At 63.8% G+C, this 17,238-nt stretch carries 13 protein-coding genes; 6 read left to right on the top strand and 7 right to left on the bottom strand.

What is annotated here, in order from left to right:
* Window positions 1–60: 60 nt before the first annotated feature.
* Complete coding sequence (locus N5D53_RS05390; RefSeq protein WP_104962807.1) at window positions 61–1,323, top strand: OprD family porin; 1,263 nt, start codon at window positions 61–63, stop codon at window positions 1,321–1,323.
* 1 nt (window position 1,324) lies between these two features.
* Complete coding sequence (locus tag N5D53_RS05395; RefSeq protein WP_129931890.1) at window positions 1,325–2,923, top strand: MFS transporter; 1,599 nt, start codon at window positions 1,325–1,327, stop codon at window positions 2,921–2,923.
* A 178-nt stretch (window positions 2,924–3,101) separates the two neighbouring features.
* Here the strand turns inward: N5D53_RS05395 and N5D53_RS05400 are convergent, their stop codons facing one another.
* From N5D53_RS05400 to ycaC, 4 genes are all read right to left on the bottom strand, one after another.
* On the bottom strand, window positions 3,102–5,084 hold the full coding sequence (locus tag N5D53_RS05400; RefSeq protein ID WP_190869833.1) for an amidohydrolase: 1,983 nt from the start codon (window positions 5,082–5,084) through the stop codon (window positions 3,102–3,104).
* 199 nt (window positions 5,085–5,283) lie between these two features.
* On the bottom strand, window positions 5,284–6,102 hold the full coding sequence (locus N5D53_RS05405; RefSeq protein WP_190869832.1) for an alpha/beta hydrolase: 819 nt from the start codon (window positions 6,100–6,102) through the stop codon (window positions 5,284–5,286).
* A gap of 40 nt (window positions 6,103–6,142) precedes the next feature.
* Window positions 6,143–6,451 carry a hypothetical protein gene (locus N5D53_RS05410; protein WP_190869831.1) on the bottom strand — a complete coding sequence of 103 codons (309 nt, stop codon included), beginning with the start codon at window positions 6,449–6,451 and terminating at the stop codon, window positions 6,143–6,145.
* Between the two features lie 117 nt (window positions 6,452–6,568).
* A complete protein-coding gene (ycaC, locus tag N5D53_RS05415; RefSeq protein ID WP_003253552.1) occupies window positions 6,569–7,198 on the bottom strand; it encodes an isochorismate family cysteine hydrolase YcaC in 630 nt (209 codons plus the stop codon).
* A 320-nt stretch (window positions 7,199–7,518) separates the two neighbouring features.
* Between ycaC and N5D53_RS05420 the strand changes: the two genes are divergently transcribed.
* Window positions 7,519–8,946, top strand: coding sequence for a mechanosensitive ion channel family protein (locus tag N5D53_RS05420; RefSeq protein WP_190869830.1), 1,428 nt, complete (start codon window positions 7,519–7,521; stop codon window positions 8,944–8,946).
* Between the two features lie 108 nt (window positions 8,947–9,054).
* Here the strand turns inward: N5D53_RS05420 and N5D53_RS05425 are convergent, their stop codons facing one another.
* A complete protein-coding gene (locus tag N5D53_RS05425; RefSeq protein WP_014860498.1) occupies window positions 9,055–10,341 on the bottom strand; it encodes an FAD-binding oxidoreductase in 1,287 nt (428 codons plus the stop codon).
* Window positions 10,342–10,498: 157 nt separating this feature from the next.
* Entirely contained in the window at window positions 10,499–11,989 is a 1,491-nt protein-coding gene (locus N5D53_RS05430) for an aldehyde dehydrogenase family protein (protein ID WP_003253547.1), read from the bottom strand.
* A gap of 135 nt (window positions 11,990–12,124) precedes the next feature.
* Between N5D53_RS05430 and N5D53_RS05435 the strand changes: the two genes are divergently transcribed.
* On the top strand, window positions 12,125–13,015 hold the full coding sequence (locus N5D53_RS05435) for a LysR family transcriptional regulator (protein ID WP_010955772.1): 891 nt from the start codon (window positions 12,125–12,127) through the stop codon (window positions 13,013–13,015).
* 175 nt (window positions 13,016–13,190) lie between these two features.
* Window positions 13,191–14,585, top strand: a complete 1,395-nt coding sequence (locus N5D53_RS05440; protein WP_019436536.1) for a VOC family protein — start codon at window positions 13,191–13,193, stop codon at window positions 14,583–14,585.
* Window positions 14,586–14,683: 98 nt separating this feature from the next.
* Here the strand turns inward: N5D53_RS05440 and N5D53_RS05445 are convergent, their stop codons facing one another.
* On the bottom strand, window positions 14,684–15,610 hold the full coding sequence (locus N5D53_RS05445) for a LysR substrate-binding domain-containing protein (RefSeq protein WP_020193762.1): 927 nt from the start codon (window positions 15,608–15,610) through the stop codon (window positions 14,684–14,686).
* Window positions 15,611–15,767: 157 nt separating this feature from the next.
* Between N5D53_RS05445 and N5D53_RS05450 the strand changes: the two genes are divergently transcribed.
* Window positions 15,768–17,156 carry a NorM family multidrug efflux MATE transporter gene (locus N5D53_RS05450; protein WP_020193763.1) on the top strand — a complete coding sequence of 463 codons (1,389 nt, stop codon included), beginning with the start codon at window positions 15,768–15,770 and terminating at the stop codon, window positions 17,154–17,156.
* Window positions 17,157–17,238 lie beyond the last annotated feature (82 nt).

The following is a 17,238-nucleotide window of genomic DNA, read 5'->3' on the forward strand; positions in this document are numbered from 1 at the left end:
CTTACAAGACCTTGGGTCTACTCTTCTTCCACACTCCCGGATCATCCCCCGGAGCCCCTCATGATCCGCGCCACTCACGGACCAAGCCGCGCCCTGCTCGCCACCCTCGCCCTCTGGCCGGCGCTCAGCCAGGCCGATGAACCCGGCTGGTCGCTGCTCAGCCGCAACTATTTCCTGCACAGTGACTTCCGCTCGCCCTCCGGCAGCGGCCAGAACTACCGCCAGGAATGGGCCCAAGGCTTCATCGGCGAGGTGCGTTCCGGTTTCACCGAAGGCACTGTCGGCGTCGGCATCGATGCCCATGGCTTTCTCGGTCTCAAGCTCGACGGCGGCCGCGGCCATAGCGGCACCGGCCTGCTGCCACGCGACAGCGACAGCCGCGCCGAGTCCGAGTACTCCAGTGCCGGTGCCGCGCTCAAAATGCAGTTAGGCAACACCCAACTGCGCTATGGCGAGATGATGGTGGAAACCCCGGTGTTCGACACCGGTGACAAACGCCTGCACCCGGAATACGCCACCGGCTGGTGGGTGGAAAACACCGACCAGCCCGACTGGCGCGTGCAGGCCGGGCGTTTCACTGCCTTCAACAACCAGGACAACAGCTCCACCCACGACGACTTCAGTGGCTACGGCGCGACCACCCACAACCGGGCCATCAGCCTGGCCGGTGCCACCTTCGCACCCAACGGGCCGTTCGGCGCCGCACTGTATGCCGGGCAACTGGAAAACACCTGGCGCCAGGCCTACCTCAACCTGAACCTGGCCCAAGGCAACTGGCGCCTGGACGGCAACCTGTACAAAACCCGCGACACCGGCAACGCCAGCGCCGGGGCGATCGACACCCTCGCCTATAGCCTGCTGGCCAAGTACAGCTTCGGCGCCCAGGCGCTGAGCGTGGCCTACCAGAAGGTCGAGGGCGACACCCCGTTCGACTTCGTCGGCGGCGACTCCATCTACCTGGCCAACGCGATCAAGTACGCCGACTTCAACGGCCCTGGCGAGCACTCGTGGCAACTGCGCTATGACCTGAACTTCGCCACCCTCGGTGCACCTGGCCTGAGCCTGATGGGCCGCTATGTCAGCGGCCGCGGCATCGACGGCAGCCATGCGCCTGCGGGCGGCGCCTATGTGAACCAGTACGGCGACGGCGGCAAGCACTGGGAGCGCGACATCGACCTGAAATACGTGGTGCAGTCGGGGGCTGCCAGGGACCTGAGCCTGTCGCTCTCCCACGTCAGCCACCGCGCCAACCAGGCCCAGGCGGGCGATGATATCGACCGCATCTACCTGATCATCGAATACCCACTCAAAGGCAGCTTCTGACATGAGCACATCACCTTCAGGTGCCTGGAGCCCGTTGCGTAACACCACCTTCCGCATGCTGTGGATCGCCACCATCGCCTCCAACATCGGCACCTGGATGCACGAGGTGGGCGCCGGCTGGCTGATGACCACGCTGTCAGCCAGCCCGCTGCACGTGGCGTTGATCCAGGTAGCCGGCTCGCTGCCGATGTTCTTCCTGGCCCTGCCGGCCGGCGCAGCGGCGGACATCGTCGACAAACGCCGCTACCTGTTGCTGGTGCAGCTGTGGATGTCTTGCGTAGCGGTGGTGCTGGCGGCCCTGACCTTGCTCGGGATGATGAACGTCACCTTGCTGCTGGTGCTGACCCTGGCACTGGGCATTGGTACAGCGCTGATGATGCCGGCGTGGAGCGCACTGACACCGGAACTGGTGGGCAAGGAGGACCTGGCCAACGCGGTGGCGCTCTCCAGTGTCGGCATCAACGTGTCACGGGCCATCGGCCCGGCGCTGGCGGGGGTGGTGGTGAGCATGGTCGGCCCGTGGCTGACCTTTGCCCTGAATGCCATCTCGTTCGCGGGTGTGATTCTGGTGTTGTTCCTGTGGAAGCGCGAGGTGAAGGAACCACTGCTGCCGGCCGAACGCTTCGTTGGCGCCATGCGCACCGGGTTGCGCTTTGCCCGCAGTGCCAAGCCTTTGCAGGCCGTGATGCTACGCGCGTTGGCGTTCTTTTTCTGCGCCAGCGCAGGCACTTCGCTGCTGCCACTGATCGTGCGTGGCGAGATGCACGGCACTGCAGCGGACTTCGGCCTGCTGCTGGCGGCCATCGGTATTGGCGCAGTGGCGGGCGCCACCTTGCTGCCGCGCCTGCGTGAGCGCATCAGCCGTGACCGCCTGGTGTTACTGGCCAGCCTGCTGTATGCCCTGTTCCTGCTGGCCCTGGCGTTGGTACGCAATTTCTATGCGCTGCTGCCCGCGATGCTGCTCAGTGGCGCGGCGTGGATCGCGGTGCTGTCCAACCTGCAAGTGGCTGCGCAGACTTCGGTGCCAGCCTGGGTACGGGCGCGGGCTTTGTCGGTATACATTCTGATTTTCTTCGGCGCCATGGCCTGTGGTGGCCTGCTGTGGGGCACGCTGGCCAGCCATGCAACGCTCACCTTCAGCCTGCTGGTGGCCGCAGGCGGCCTGGCGCTGGGTACCTTGCTGACCTGCAAGGTGGCGCTGCCGGAAACCGAGGCAGAGGAGTTGACGCCGTCGCTGCATTGGCCGGTGCCGGTGTTGAGCGATGACATGGACAAGGAAGTCGGACCGGTGATGGTCACCGTCGAGTACCACATCGCCCCCACCAAGGCCGAGGCCTTCCAGCAGGCGGCGCAGGAGCTGGAAGCGATGCGCAAGCGCAATGGCGCATTGTCGTGGGGGTTGATGCGGGACAGTGCTGATCCGGCGTTGTGGCTGGAGTTCTTCTTCGAGGAATCATGGCTGGAGCATCTGCGGCATCACCATCGGGTGACCCGTGGCGAACTGAAGATCGAGGCGCGGGTCAGGATGCTGCAGACCGATGGGGTTGAGGTGCGGATTCGGCATTTGTTGGCTGGCGGGGAGCATAAGGCACACCATTGATGCCGGCCCTTACGGCCCATTCGCGGGTGAACCCGCTCCTACACATGATCTGCGGTAGACACACACCGGACGTTGGAAACAGGCCGTTGTAGGAGCGGGTTTACCCGCGAAAGGGCCGGCACTGAAAACACAAAAAAGGGGCCAGTTATTGGCCCCCCGTTCTTCACATCAGCTCACCTTAGAAAGCGAAGCACGAGCAGCCCAGCGCCCCCCAGAAGCCTTGGAAGTCATTGACCGGAACACTCGATTTGCGCGCCTTGTCATGGCTGTGTGCATGCACCCCGCACGGCCCCGAGCACTGGTGCACGGCGGCTGCCAACGATGGCGTACCGACGCGCCAGTGCCCAGGCACCTTGGTCACCGGCGACCACTCCGGCAGCACCGGCACCTGCGGAGGGCCAAGCTTGTCGAACTCGCCAGCACCGTACACCACCTTGCCATCAACGATGGTCAGCACCGACTCGATGCCCTTGATCGCCTCTTCATCGACACTGAAGAAGTCCAGCGACAATGCTGCCAGGTCAGCCAGCTGGCCCACCTTGATCTGGCCCTTCTTGCCTTGCTCGCTGGAGAACCAGGCGCTGCCCTGGGTGAACAGTTGCAGCGCGGTGTCACGGCTCAGACCTTCCGGGTACAGCTCCATGCCACCGACCGTCTTGCCACTGACCAGCCAGTACAGTGAAGTCCATGGGTTGTAGCTGGACACCCGAGTGGCATCGGTACCCGCGCCCACTGGCACGCCCATCTCGAGCATGCGTTTGATCGGCGGGGTCTGCTCGGCGGCCTTGGCGCCGTAGCGGTCGACGAAGTACTCACCCTGGAAGGCCATGCGGTCCTGGATGGCAATACCACCGCCCAGCGCACGCACACGCTCGATGTTCTGCGGGGTGATGGTTTCAGCGTGGTCGAAGAACCAGGGCAGGCCGTTGAATGGAATGTCGCGGTTGACCTTCTCGAACACGTCGAGCATGCGCGTGATCGATTCGTTGTAGGTGGCGTGCAGGCGGAATGGCCAGCGCTGCTCGACCAGGTGGCGCACCACCGGCTCCAGTTCCTCTTCCATGGTCTGCGGCAAGTCCGGGCGCGGCTCGAGGAAGTCCTCGAAGTCGGCGGCAGAGAACACCAGCATTTCGCCAGCGCCATTGTGGCGCAGGAAGTCGGTACCGCTGTGCAGCTTGACGCTGGAGGTCCACTTCTTGAAGTCGTCCAGTTCTTCCTTGGGCTTCTGGGTGAACAGGTTGTAGGCGATGCGTACGGTCAGCTGATCGTTGTCGGCCAGCTCCTGGATCACGGAGTAGTCGTCGGGGAAGTTCTGGTAGCCGCCGCCGGCGTCGATGGCGCTGGTCAGGCCCAGCCGGTTGAGCTCACGCATGAACTGGCGAGTGGAGTTGACCTGATACTCCAGCGGCAGCTTAGGCCCCTTGGCCAGCGTGGCGTAGAGGATCATCGCGTTCGGGCGGGCGATCAGCATGCCGGTGGGGTTACCAAACTTGTCGCGCTGGATCTCGCCACCTGGCGGGTTCGGCGTTTCCTTGGTGTAGCCGACGGCCTTGAGCGCGGCGCGGTTGAGCAACGCGCGGTCGTACAGGTGCAGCAGGAACACCGGGGTGTCGGGTGCGGCCTGGTTGATTTCTTCAAGGGTGGGCATGCGCTTTTCGGCGAACTGGAACTCGTTCCAGCCACCGACCACGCGCACCCACTGCGGGGTAGGCGTGCGCGCAGCCTGGTCCTTGAGCATGCGCAGGGCATCGGCGACTGACGGCACCCCTTCCCAACGCAGCTCGAGGTTGTAGTTCAGACCGCCACGGATCAGGTGCAGGTGCGAGTCATTGAGGCCCGGGATCACCGTGCGCTGCTTGAGGTCGATGATCTGCGAGGCAGCACCCTTGTGGGCCATGGCCTCGGCGTCGCTGCCCACGGCGATGAAGCGGCCGTCCTTGATGGCGACGGCGGTCGCGGTGGGCTTTTCGCGGTCAACGGTGTGCAGTTTGCCGTTGAACAGAATCAGGTCGGCGGTCATGGAACCTCCTTGCGTGGATGCGTGAGCGGAACCGGCTGGGCCGGTAAAAGGCAATGCGGACCAGAGCGCGCCAGCGGCACCGAGCACAGTGCTGGTGGCGAGGAACTGGCGACGGGTCTTGTCGTTGCGATCCTGGGACATGGGCTTCTCCGACTAGGGGCCGGCAGGGGGACTGCGAAGCATGCCGGTTGATGCAAGGCCTGGGCTTGAATGGATGTGCGGTGGGTTGAAGAAGGTTAGCCCTGGTCAAGCTTTTTGCTGCCTGGGCCGGCCTCTTCGCGGGTAAACCCGCTCCTACAACGTCTGTAGGGGCGGGTTTACCCGCGAATGTTTCCCACAATTACCGCTGAAGGAACGCCAGCAAGTCCTCATTCAGCTGCTGCGCATGGGTCACCGCAAACCCGTGCGGCGCCCCGGCATACACCTTCAGCTCGGCACCGCGAATCAGCTCCGCCGCCTGCTTGCCAGTGGTCTCGAACGGCACGATCTGGTCGTCATCGCCATGGATCACCAACGTCGGCACATCGACCTTGGCCATGTCGGGACGGAAATCGGTCTCCGAGAAGGCCGTCACACAATCCAGGGTGCCTTTGATGGACGCCATCAGCGCAATGTTCAGGGTCTGCGTCTGCACACCCTGGGACACCTGCTGCCCATGGTTCAGGCCGTAGAACGGCGTGGCGAAATCGGCGAGGAACTGCGCGCGGTCAGCACGCAGGCCGGCCCGGATGCCCTCGAACACCGACAGGTCGACACCGTCAGGATTATCGTCACGCTTGCCGAACACTGGCGTCACCGCGCCCAGCAACACCAGCCCGGCCACCCGCTCGCTGCCGTGGCGGGCGATGTAGCGGCTGACATCACCGCCCCCCATCGAGAAGCCCACCAAGGTGACGTCGCGCAGGTCGAGGTGCTCGATCAGCTGGGCAATGTCATCGGCGAAGGTGTCGTAGTCGTAACCGTTCCACGGCTGGCTCGAGCGGCCGAAACCCCGGCGGTCGAAGGCGATGGCGCGGTAACCGCGGCTGGCCAGGAACTCCATCTGCGAATCCCACATGTCGGCATCCAGCGGCCAGCCGTGGCTGAACAGCACGGGCTTGCCGCTGCCCCAGTCCTTGAAATAGATCGAAGTGCCATCGCGGGTAACGAACGTGCTCATAGCGGTATCTCCTTGAAAGTGTCGAGATGAAGGCGTCGGCTCAGCCGCGCAGCCAGTCGGCGCAGCGGCGGGTTACCCAAGGCATGATGTAGAACACCACGGGCAGGATGACGAACAGGTTGACGATCAGGTTGCCGGTAATCACGCCGCCCAGCTGCGGGAAGCGCGCAAACAGCGGCGCCAGCAGTTGCGGGATGACCATGGTCATCGGGCAGATCACCAGGTAGGTCAGCAGTGCCTGCTTCCAGCGCGGCGGTTGCGCTGCCGGGGTGCCCGGCGAGCCATCAAGCACCTTGTGTTGCAGGCATACGGTCACCACTTCGCGGTTGTCATGGAGTGCGGTGTTCATCGGCGTTCCTTGGGATGAGCTTGCCCGCATCCACTGTGCAACGGCGGACGGGCGCTGGATTGGATAGGTGTGCTGCCCTGGGCGGGCACCGATTGGCGGTGCCCGCGGCGATTGGGCTTACTTGTTGGCGTTGAAGGCGTTGTAGCTGGTCATCAGGTTGCGGTAGTCGGGGATGTGGTTGGAGCACAGCGCGGCCAGGCCTTCAATGTCGTTGCGCCAGTCGCGGTGCAGCTCACAGGCCACGCCGAACCAGGTCATCAGTTGCGCACCTGCCTGGCTCATGCGGTCGTGGGCGGCGTCACGGGTCATGGCGTTGAAGGTACCGGAGGCATCAGTGACCACGAACACGTCGAACTCTTCTTCCAGGGCCGACAGGGCCGGGAAAGCTACGCACACTTCAGTCACAACGCCGGCGATGATCAGTTGCTTCTTGCCAGTGGCCTTCACCGCCTTGACGAAGTCTTCGTTGTCCCAGGCGTTGATCTGGCCAGGGCGGGCAATGTACGGGGCGTCCGGGAACAGGGCTTTCAGTTCTGGCACCAGTGGGCCGTTGGGGCCTTGCTCGAAGCTGGTGGTAAGAATGGTCGGCAGGTTGAAGAACTTGGCCAGGTCGGCCAGGGCCAGCACGTTGTTCTTGAACGCGTCCGGCTCGATGTCGCGCACCAGGGACAGCAGGCCCGCCTGGTGGTCGACCAGCAGTACAGCGGCGTCGTCTTTGTTCAGGCGGTTATATTTGAAGTGGGTCATGGGGGTAGCTCCTAAGGGTTTTGATGTTCAGTAAGTTGGGTGTTTCGCGTTGATGGGAGAAGATTAAAACCACCACCTTTGGAGCGGTAGATAGCGGTTTTTGCCTTTAGCGTTCTGTTTTAGGAACGATAGATTGGCGTTGGTTTTGCTGGCCTCTTCGCGGGCTCGCCCGCTCCCACAGGGATCGCACAAGATTCAAAACCAGCGCTTTAACTGTGGAAACGGGCAAGTCGCGAAGGGGCCAGCACAGGCTTGCATTGCCTGCCCGGAAAACCTGCTCTATTACTACCCACAGCCCTCCCCTCACCCCCGAGATCACCATGCTGGCGTTCATCCAGTCGTCCCCGTTGTTGCTCGGTTGCGCCCTGATCCTGCTCGACCTCGTGCTTTGGCAACTGATCCCCATTCAGCGCCATGCCTGGCGCATCAGCGCGCGCCTGGTGATCTTCCTGCTGTTCAGCTCAGTGCTGATGGCCGCCGGCATGAGCCCGCTGCAACCACCGCCGTGGCCCGACGATGTCTCGCGCAACCTGATGGCCACGGTATTGGCCATCGGCTGGTGGCTGTTCGGTGCGCGCACGGTAACCGTGGTATTCGGCCTGTTGCTGGTGGCACGTGGCAGCCATGGCGGGCGCTTGCTGCAGGATGTGCTGGGGGCGTTGATCTTCCTCGCCGCCGTGGTCGCGGCCGCAGGTTATGTGCTGCAACTGCCGGTGAAGGGCCTGCTGGCCACCTCCGGGGTAATGGCCATCGTCATCGGCCTGGCGCTGCAGAGCACACTGGCTGACGTCTTCAGCGGCATCGTGCTGAACACCACGCGGCCCTATCAGATTGGCGACTCAATCTCCATCGACGGCACCGAAGGCAAGGTCCTGGATATCGACTGGCGCGCCACGCGCCTGCTAACCGGTACCGGCAGCCTGGCGGTGATCCCCAACTCGGTAGCGGCCAAGGCGCGGCTGCTCAACCACAGTCGCCCGGCCGATGTGCACGGGGTATCGATCAGCGTGGTGGTCCCGGCCAAGGTGCGGCCAAAGCGTGTGTTCGATGCGCTGGAAAAAGCCTTGCAGGGCGTCAGTGCCATCCTTGCGACCCCGAAGCCGAAGGTGACGGTAAAGGCCTCGACACTGGAGTCGGTGGAGTACGAGGCCAGCGGCTTCGTGGCCGATGCGGGCGCCAAGGGCGATGCACGTAACCAGCTGTTCGACCTGGCGCACCGGCACCTGGAGGCCAGCGGGGTGATGTGGAACGTCGACCTGGCCGTGCCGCCGCGCAGCCGCCAGCGCGAGGTGCTGGATGAGGTGCGAGTGTTCCGCTCGCTGAGTAACGAAGAGCGCGATGCGTTGAGCCAGCGCATGACTGCAGTCGAGTACCTGGCGGACCAGGTGATCCTGGGGGTGGGCGAGCATTCCGATCATCTGCTGGTGATTGGCAGCGGTGTGGTATCGGCCTCGGTGCGCGACGGAGACAAGCGGCTGGAGGCCGGGCGCATGGGGCCGGGAGAGGTGCTTGGGATCGAGGGGATCATCGACGACGAAGACTCGCTGGCCGAATTCCGCACGCTGACCAGTTGCGTGCTGTACCGGATCGACAAGGAACAGGTGAAGAGCTGTTTGCAGCAGCGTGGCGAAGTGCAGACGGCGTTGAGCAAATTGCAGCGGTTCCGGCGGCAGAGCCGGGAGTCGTTGTTGTTGCAGAAGCCGGCCCTGATCAAGAAAGGTGGCTTCCTGAGTTGGTTGCACAAGTGAGCCTGTGCTGGCCTCTTCGCGGGTAAACCCGCTCCTACAAGTTGTGCACCGCCTGAGAGGGCTGTGGTGAACCTGTAGGAGCGGGTTTACCCGCGAAGAGGCCAGTACTTACAACACAACCCTGAGGCACTGCCCCGCGTGGTACAGCGAAAAACCGGACTCATAGAACGCCGTGCGCAGCGAAGGCGCGCTCACACCGCTCATCGGCGAAAACGGAATCGGCAGGCTGTCCGCCTCGCCCTTGAGCAGGAACTCGGCAAACGCACGCCCGATCACGGTGCCGGTCGTGTTACCCCGCCCGTTGTACCCAGTCACCGCCACCAACCCAGGCGCCGGCTCGAACAGGCGCATCAGGTGGTCAGGGGTGAAGTCGATGCAGCCAGTCCAGTGCATTTCCCACTCGACCTTGCCCAGCTCCGGGTAATAGTGGCTCTGGATGCGATCGGCCCAGCTGCGCACGAACCAGGCTGGCTTGTTGTCGACCCGGCCCAGGCTGCCGAGCAGCAGGCGGCCCTGATCGTCACGGCGGATGCTGCTGAGCACGGTGCGGGTGTCCCACGAACCTTGGCCATGTGGCAGTACCTTGTCGGCTGCGATGCCCTGCAACGGTTTGGAGGCTACCTGATAGTAATAACCGCGGAAGAACTGCTTCTGCAGGTTGCTCCAGTCACCTTCGGTGTAGGCGCCGGTGGAAATTACCACTTTCTCGGCGCGCACAGCGCCACGCGCGGTCTTCACCCGCCAGCCATCACCTTCACGCTCCAGGCCTTCGACCGAAGACTGCTGGAAAATTTTGCCGCCCAGGCGCGCCACGGCAGCCGCCAGGCCCTGGGTGTAGCCCATGGGGTTGATGGTGCCGGCACGGCGATCAAGCAGCGCAGCGGAAATCTTGTCAGTACCGCAGTATTCCTGGCACTGGGCACCGGTCAGCAGCTCGACGTCGGCACCTCGGCGGCGCCATTGTTCGTGACGCGCTTCGAGGTCGGCGATACCGGTGGCGTTGTGCGCCATGTGCAGCGTGCCTTTGTGCTGGGCCTGGCAGTCGATGCCGAGGCGCTCGATCATGGCGAACACTTCAGCCGGGGCTTCGCCAAGCACCTTGTTCAGGCGGCTGCCCTGCTTCTGGCCAAGGGTGGCCTCGACGTCGTCGGGTCGGATCCACGTGCCGGCGTTGACCAGGCCGACGTTGCGCCCGGAGCCACCGTGGCCGATCTTCCAGGCCTCCAGCACGATCACCGACTTGCCCTGTTCGAGCAGGTGGATGGCCGCCGACAGGCCGGTAATGCCGCCGCCGATCACACAGACATCGGCCTTGTGCTCACCGGCCAGGGCCTGGGCGGCGACGGTCGGTTTGCTGACGTGTTCCCACAAGCATTGTTGACGCAGTTCGGACATGGCCGGCTCCAGCAATTTGTTCTTGTTGGGGCCGCAGGGCGGCCCTTTCGCGGGTAAACCCGCTCCTACAGGGGTCGGTGTCGCTTGGACGAACCCTGTAGGAGCGGGTCTACCCGCGAACCGGGGGCCAGGCCCCCGGCCATGCAGCATCAATCCATCAGTCGAACACGATACCCTGCGCCAGTGGCAGCTCGCGCGAGTAGTTCACGGTGTTGGTCTGGCGACGCATGTAGCCTTTCCAGGCATCCGAGCCAGACTCACGGCCACCGCCGGTTTCCTTCTCGCCACCAAACGCACCGCCAATCTCGGCGCCGCTGGTACCGATGTTGACGTTGGCGATGCCGCAGTCGCTGCCCGAGGCACTCTGGAAGCGCTCGGCTTCACGGATGTCGGTGGTGAAAATGCACGACGACAGGCCTTGTGGCACTTCGTTGTTCAGGCGCAGGGCCTCCTCGAAGTCGTCGTAGGCCAGCACGTACAGGATCGGTGCGAAGGTTTCGTGGCGCACCACGTCACTTTGCGCCGGCATTTCAGCAATGGCTGGCGAAACGTAGTAGGCGTTCGGGTACTGGTCGGCCAGCTGACGCTCACCACCGAATACCTGGCCACCTTCGTCGCGGGCCTTGGCCAGTGCGCCCTGCATGGCATCGAACGACTGCTTGTCGATCAGCGGGCCGACCAGGTTGTCTTTACGTGGGTCGCCGATGCGCACTTTGCCGTAGGCGGCTTTGACGCGGGCAACCACTTCGTCCTTGATCGAACGGTGCACGATCAGGCGGCGCAGGGTGGTGCAACGCTGGCCGGCAGTGCCGACAGCCGAGAACAGGATGCCGCGCACGGCCAGGTCCAGGTCGGCGCTCGGGGCCAGGATCATGGCGTTGTTGCCGCCCAGTTCCAGGATGCTGCGGCCGAAGCGGGCAGCAACGCGTGGGCCGACTTCGCGACCCATGCGGGTGCTGCCAGTGGCGCTGACCAGCGGTACGCGCGGGTCGTCGACCATGGCTTCGCCAGCTTCACGACCGCCGATCACCAGTTGTGCCAAGCCAGCCGGAGCATCGCCGAAGGCTTTCAGGGCTTTTTCGAACAGCGCCTGGCAGGCCAGGGCGGTCAGCGGAGTCTTCTCGGACGGTTTCCATACCACCGAGTTGCCGGCCACCAGGGCCAGGGCGGTGTTCCAGGCCCACACGGCAACCGGGAAGTTGAAGGCGCTGATCACGCCGACCACACCCAGCGGGTGCCAGGTTTCACGCATGTGGTGGCCCGGGCGCTCGGAAGCGATGGTCAGGCCGTACAGCTGGCGCGACAGGCCAACGGCGAAGTCGCAGATGTCGATCATTTCCTGCACTTCGCCCAGGCCTTCCTGGGTGATCTTGCCGGCTTCGATCGAGACCAGCTCGCCGAGGTCGGCCTTGTGCTCACGCAGCACTTCGCCGAACAGGCGCACCAGTTCGCCACGGCGCGGAGCAGGCACACTGCGCCAGGCTTCGAAGGCGCTCTGGGCCTGATCGATGCGGGCGATGGTCTCGGCCTTGCCGAGCAGTTTCACCGAGGCGATCTGGCTGCCGTCGATCGGCGTGTGAACAGGGTAGTCGCCCTGGGTGTAAGCCTCGGCGGCAACGCCAAGGCGCTCGAGCAATCCAGCAACCATTTGTGCATCTCCTACATCGGTGATGGGGTGGAAAAATGATGTGGATCAGTATTAATCCGATCACATAGGTACAACAAACGACCTTTATTCCGCATATCATTCCGTCAGGTAATGATTTGAGCCGCAGAGACCGCTATGTCAAAACGCCTGGTACCCTCCATGACCGCCCTGCAGTGCTTTGAAGCTGCAGCCCGCCATCTGAGTTTTACCCGTGCCGCTGAAGAACTGCACCTGACCCAGAGCGCGGTCAGCAAGCAGGTGGCACAGCTGGAAGACATGCTGCGCCACCACCTGTTCCTGCGCATCCGCCGGCGCTTGCAGCTGACCCCGGCCGGCAGCCTGTACCTGGCCGAGGTCAACAAAATCCTGACCCAGGTGGATATGTCCAGCCGCTATGTGCTCACCTACGGCGAGCAGACCGAGATACTGAAAGTAGCCACTCAACCGAGTTTTGGCGTGCGCTGGTTGATCCCGCACCTGAAGGGTTTTGGCAAACGGCACGGCAATATCCACCTGGACATTCGCAACGAAATGGAGCCGTTCGCCCTGCTGCAAGGCTCGGCTGACGTGGTGTTCTTCTATGGCCAGGGCACTTGGCCGGGGGCCACTTGCGTGGAGTTGTTCCGCGAAGAGGTGGTGCCGGTGTGCGCGCCAGAGCTGCTGGCCGGGCGCAAGCTGGCCGGTGCCGAGGAGCTGGCCGAGCTGGTGCTGCTGCAAAGCACCTCTCGGCCGGAGGCCTGGCATGAGTGGTTCCTGGAGCAGGACCTGCAGAGCGTCAGCGCCTACCACGGGCCGCGCTTCGATACGTTCTATATGGCGTTGAGCGCAGCACAGGCCGGGTGCGGGGTAGCGCTGGTGCCGCGCTACCTGGCGGCGAAGGAACTGGCCGACGGTAGCCTGGTGGTGCCGTGGAACCATGCGATGCGCAGTGCCGGGGCGCATTACCTGGCGTACGCCGAACATGCGGCAGAGGTGCCAAAGGTGCGGGCGCTGGTGGAATGGATTGGCGAGCAGTTGCAGGTTTGACGGCCTCTTCGCGGCTAAAGCCGCTCCTACGGGGACCGCGTAGGCGCGGTTTTAGCCGCGAAAGGGCCGTCGAGGTCGATCAAAAAAGGAATGACACACTCACTTTTTTTCGCTTGTGAGCAAAGTGCATTCCCAGCTTTCATGTAAGCGTCCGAACCCAACCAGGAAGCTAGCGATGCCCGCCAACGATTTCGTCAGCCCAGACAGCATCCGCGCGCAGTTCTCTGCCGCCATGTCGCTCATGTACAAACAGGAAGTGCCGCTGTACGGCACGCTGCTGGAGCTGGTGAGCGAAATCAACCAGCAGGTGATGGCCCAGCAACCCGAAGTAGCAGAGGCCCTGCGCTGGACCGGCGAGATCGAGCGCCTGGACCAGGAACGTCACGGCGCCATCCGCGTCGGCACCGCCGAAGAACTGGCCACCATCGCCCGCCTGTTCGCCGTCATGGGCATGCAGCCGGTCGGCTACTATGACCTCAGCTCCGCTGGCGTACCGGTGCATTCCACTGCCTTCCGCGCGGTGCACGAGCAATCGCTGCATGTCAGCCCGTTCCGTGTGTTCACCTCGCTGCTGCGCCTGGAGTTGATCGACAACCCGCAGTTGCGCGAGCTGGCACAGGGCATCCTGGCCAAGCGCCAGATCTTCACCTCCCGCGCCCTCGAACTGATCGCCCAGTGTGAGCGCGAGGGTGGCCTTGACGCCGCGGATGCAGAGACGTTCGTGCAGGAAGCGCTGCACACCTTCCGCTGGCACCAGGACGCTACCGTCACGGCCGAGCAATACCAGCAGCTGCACGACCAACACCGCCTGATCGCCGATGTGGTGGCCTTCAAGGGCCCGCACATCAACCACCTGACCCCGCGTACCCTGGATATCGATGCAATCCAGCTCGGCATGCCTGCCAAGGGCATCCCGCCGAAGGCCGTGGTTGAAGGCCCGCCCACCCGCCGCCACCCGATCCTGCTGCGCCAGACCAGCTTCAAGGCCCTGCAGGAAACGGTCGCCTTCCGCGACCAACAAGGCCGCGAAGGCAGCCACACCGCGCGCTTTGGCGAAATCGAGCAACGCGGCGCGGCGCTGACGCCGAAAGGTCGCCAGCTTTACGACAAGTTGCTCGACGCTACCCGCGCTGCGCTGGGTGGCGCTCCAGCCGAAGCCAATGCCGAGCGTTACATGGCGCTGCTACAGGCAAACTTTGCCGAGTTCCCGGATGACCTGGCGCAGATGCGTGAACAGGGCTTGGCGTACTTCCGCTACTTCGCCACCGAGAAAGGCCTGGCCGCACGCGACCAGGAAGGCCGCCCGACCACCCTGCAAGGCTTGATCGACGCGGGCCACGTGCACTTCGAGGCGCTGGTGTACGAAGACTTCCTGCCGGTGAGTGCGGCGGGGATCTTCCAGTCCAACCTGGGCGACGATGCGCAGGCCGAATACGGCAGCAACGCCAACCGCGAAGCGTTCGAAGCGGCGCTGGGGTTGCAGGTACAGGATGAGCTGGCGCTGTATGCGCAAAGCGAGCGCCGGTCGCTGCAGGCCTGTGCACAGGCGTTGAACCTGGGTTCGATGTAAATCTGTACCGGCCTCTTCGCGGGCTTGCCCGCTCCCACAGGTACAGGGCATACGACCTGTGGGAGCGGGCGAGCCCGCGAAGAGGCCGGTGCAGGTGATCAAAGACGCGGCAGAATTTCCACATCCGGCAAATCCATCGCCGCCACCTCGTCTTCCAGAAACGCACTCAACCGCCGCAAACGCTCGCCACTCGGGCGAGTACGCGGCCACACCAGGTAGTAATCCATGCCGCTGGGCACCGCCGTCGGCCATGGCAGGCTCAAGCGCTTCTGCGCCACATCTTCGGCCACCATCAGCAGGTCGCCCATGGATATCCCGTAGCCACGCGCCGCGGCAATCATGCCCAGCTCCAGGGTATCGAACACCTGGCCGCCCTTGAGCGACACCTGGTCGCCAAGCCCCATCCGCTCCAGCCATTCCCGCCAGTCACGCTTGTCCACAGTGGGGTGCAGCAGTTCGACAGAGGCCAGCCTGCAAACATCCCAGGGCTCCTCGTCGAGCAGGTCCGGCGCGCCGACCGGGATCAGTAGCTCAGGGAACAGCTTGCGCACCTCCCACTCCGGCGGGAATACCCCGTCGCTGAGCAACACCGCGCAATCGAACGGCTCCTGGTTGAAATCCACATGGTCGACATCCATCCAGGCGCTGGTCAGCTGCACTTCATTGCCCGGCTGCAGATGCCGAAAGCGGCTAAGGCACGCCAGCAACCAGCGCATGGTCAGGGTCGAGGGGGCTTTCATGCGCAATATGTCGTCTTCACCGCACAAGGTTTCACAGGCCCGCTCAAACGCCGCGAAGCCCTCGCGCACGCCCGGCAGCAGTACCCGCCCCGCTTCGGTAAGTTGCAGGCTGCGGCCACTGCGCACGAACAGGCGGCAGGCAAAATGCTCCTCCAGCGTACGGATATGCCGGCTGATGGCGCTTTGGGTGATGGACAGCTCTTCGCCCGCACGGGTGAAGGAGCTTAGCCGCGCGGCAGCTTCGAATGCGCGCAGGGCATACAGCGGTGGTAGCTGGCGTGGCATGAGGCACCTGCAATATGGGCGTGTGAGGCAAATCCCCGAGAAACCTATATACATGAGTTCAACTCATGCCAACTATCGCATTTATCCTTTTGTGCAAAGTTGACCGAAGCCTCAGAATCGCCCTTCGTTGATCACCCCAGAATGAAGGACTGCCCCCATGCACGTCGCGCCCACCACAGAACTCAAGGCTTTGCTGCGCCTGGCCGGGCCGCTGATTGCCTCGCAGTTGGCGCACATGCTGATGGTGCTGACCGACACCCTGATGATGGCCCGCATCAGCCCTCAGGCTTTGGCGGGGGGTGGCCTGGGGGCAGCCAGCTATTCGTTCGTGTCGATCTTCTGCCTGGGCGTGATCGCCGCCGTCGGCACGCTGGTGGCCATTCGCAAGGGTGCCAACGACATCGAAGGCGCCACCCGACTGGCGCAGAACGGCCTGTGGCTGGCCTGGGCCTTGGCGCTGTTCGCCGCGCTGGTGTTGTGGAATCTTGAACCTGTGCTGCTGCTTTTCGGGCAGAAGCCCGAGAACGTGGCCTCGGCCGCCGAATTTCTCACCCTGCTGCCACTGGCCCTGCCCGGTTATCTGACCTTCATGGCCTTGCGTGGCTTCACCAGCGCGCTGGGTCGCTCGACCCCGGTGATGGTCATCAGTTTGTTCGGCACGGTGCTCAACTACCTGTTCAACGTGGCACTGATCGAAGGCATGTTCGGCCTGCCCAAGCTGGGCCTGATGGGTATCGGTCTGGTCACTGCAGTGGTGTCGATGGGCATGGCCACTGCCTTGGCGTTGTATATCCGCTGGCATCCGGCCTATACCGCCTACCCGCTGCGCAAGGGCCTGTCACGCCCATCACTGGCGGCCCTGCGCGAGCTGTGGCGGCTGGGCCTGCCGATTGGCGGTACCTACATGGTGGAAGTGGGCCTGTTCGCCTTCGCCGCGCTGTGCATGGGCGTGCTGGGCAGCACCGAGCTGGCGGCGCACCAGATTGCCCTGCAGATCGTGTCCACGGCATTCATGGTGCCGACTGGCTTGTCCTATGCGGTGACCATGCGCGTCGGCCTGTACTACGGCGCTGGCAACCTGCTGGCGGCGCGCAGCGCCGGGCGGGTGGGCATAGGGTTTGGGGCCATGATCATGTTTGCCTTCGCCGCGCTGTTCCTGCTGCTGCCCGAAGCACTGGTAGGGCTGTTCATCGACCGTAATGACCCGGCCTTTGCCGCGATCTTCCAGGTGGCCGTGCAGTTGTTGATGGTGGCGGCGTGGTTCGAACTGTTCGACGGCATGCAGACGATTGCCATGGGCTCGATCCGTGGCCTGAAAGATGCCAAGACCACCTTCCTGATCGGGCTGGTGTGCTACTGGCTGGTGGGGGCGCCGAGCGCCTGGTTGTTCACCTTTACCCTGGGCGGTGGTGCAGTAGGGATCTGGTGGGGGCTGGCGCTGGGGCTGGCATGTGCGGCGGTGGCGCTGACGTTTGGCTTTGAGTGGCGGATGAAGCGGTTGTTGGGGAAGGCTTGGGCTGCCGGGAAGGCGACGGCTTCGGCCTGACGTGGGGGCCTCTTCGCGGGTAAACCCGCTCCTACAGGATTGCGCGGCCCTTGTAGGAGCGGGCTTGCCCGCGAATACGGAG

It is taken from the genome of Pseudomonas sp. GD03862, assembly GCF_029840855.1.
GTDB classification, from domain to species: Bacteria; Pseudomonadota; Gammaproteobacteria; order Pseudomonadales; family Pseudomonadaceae; genus Aquipseudomonas; species Aquipseudomonas alloputida.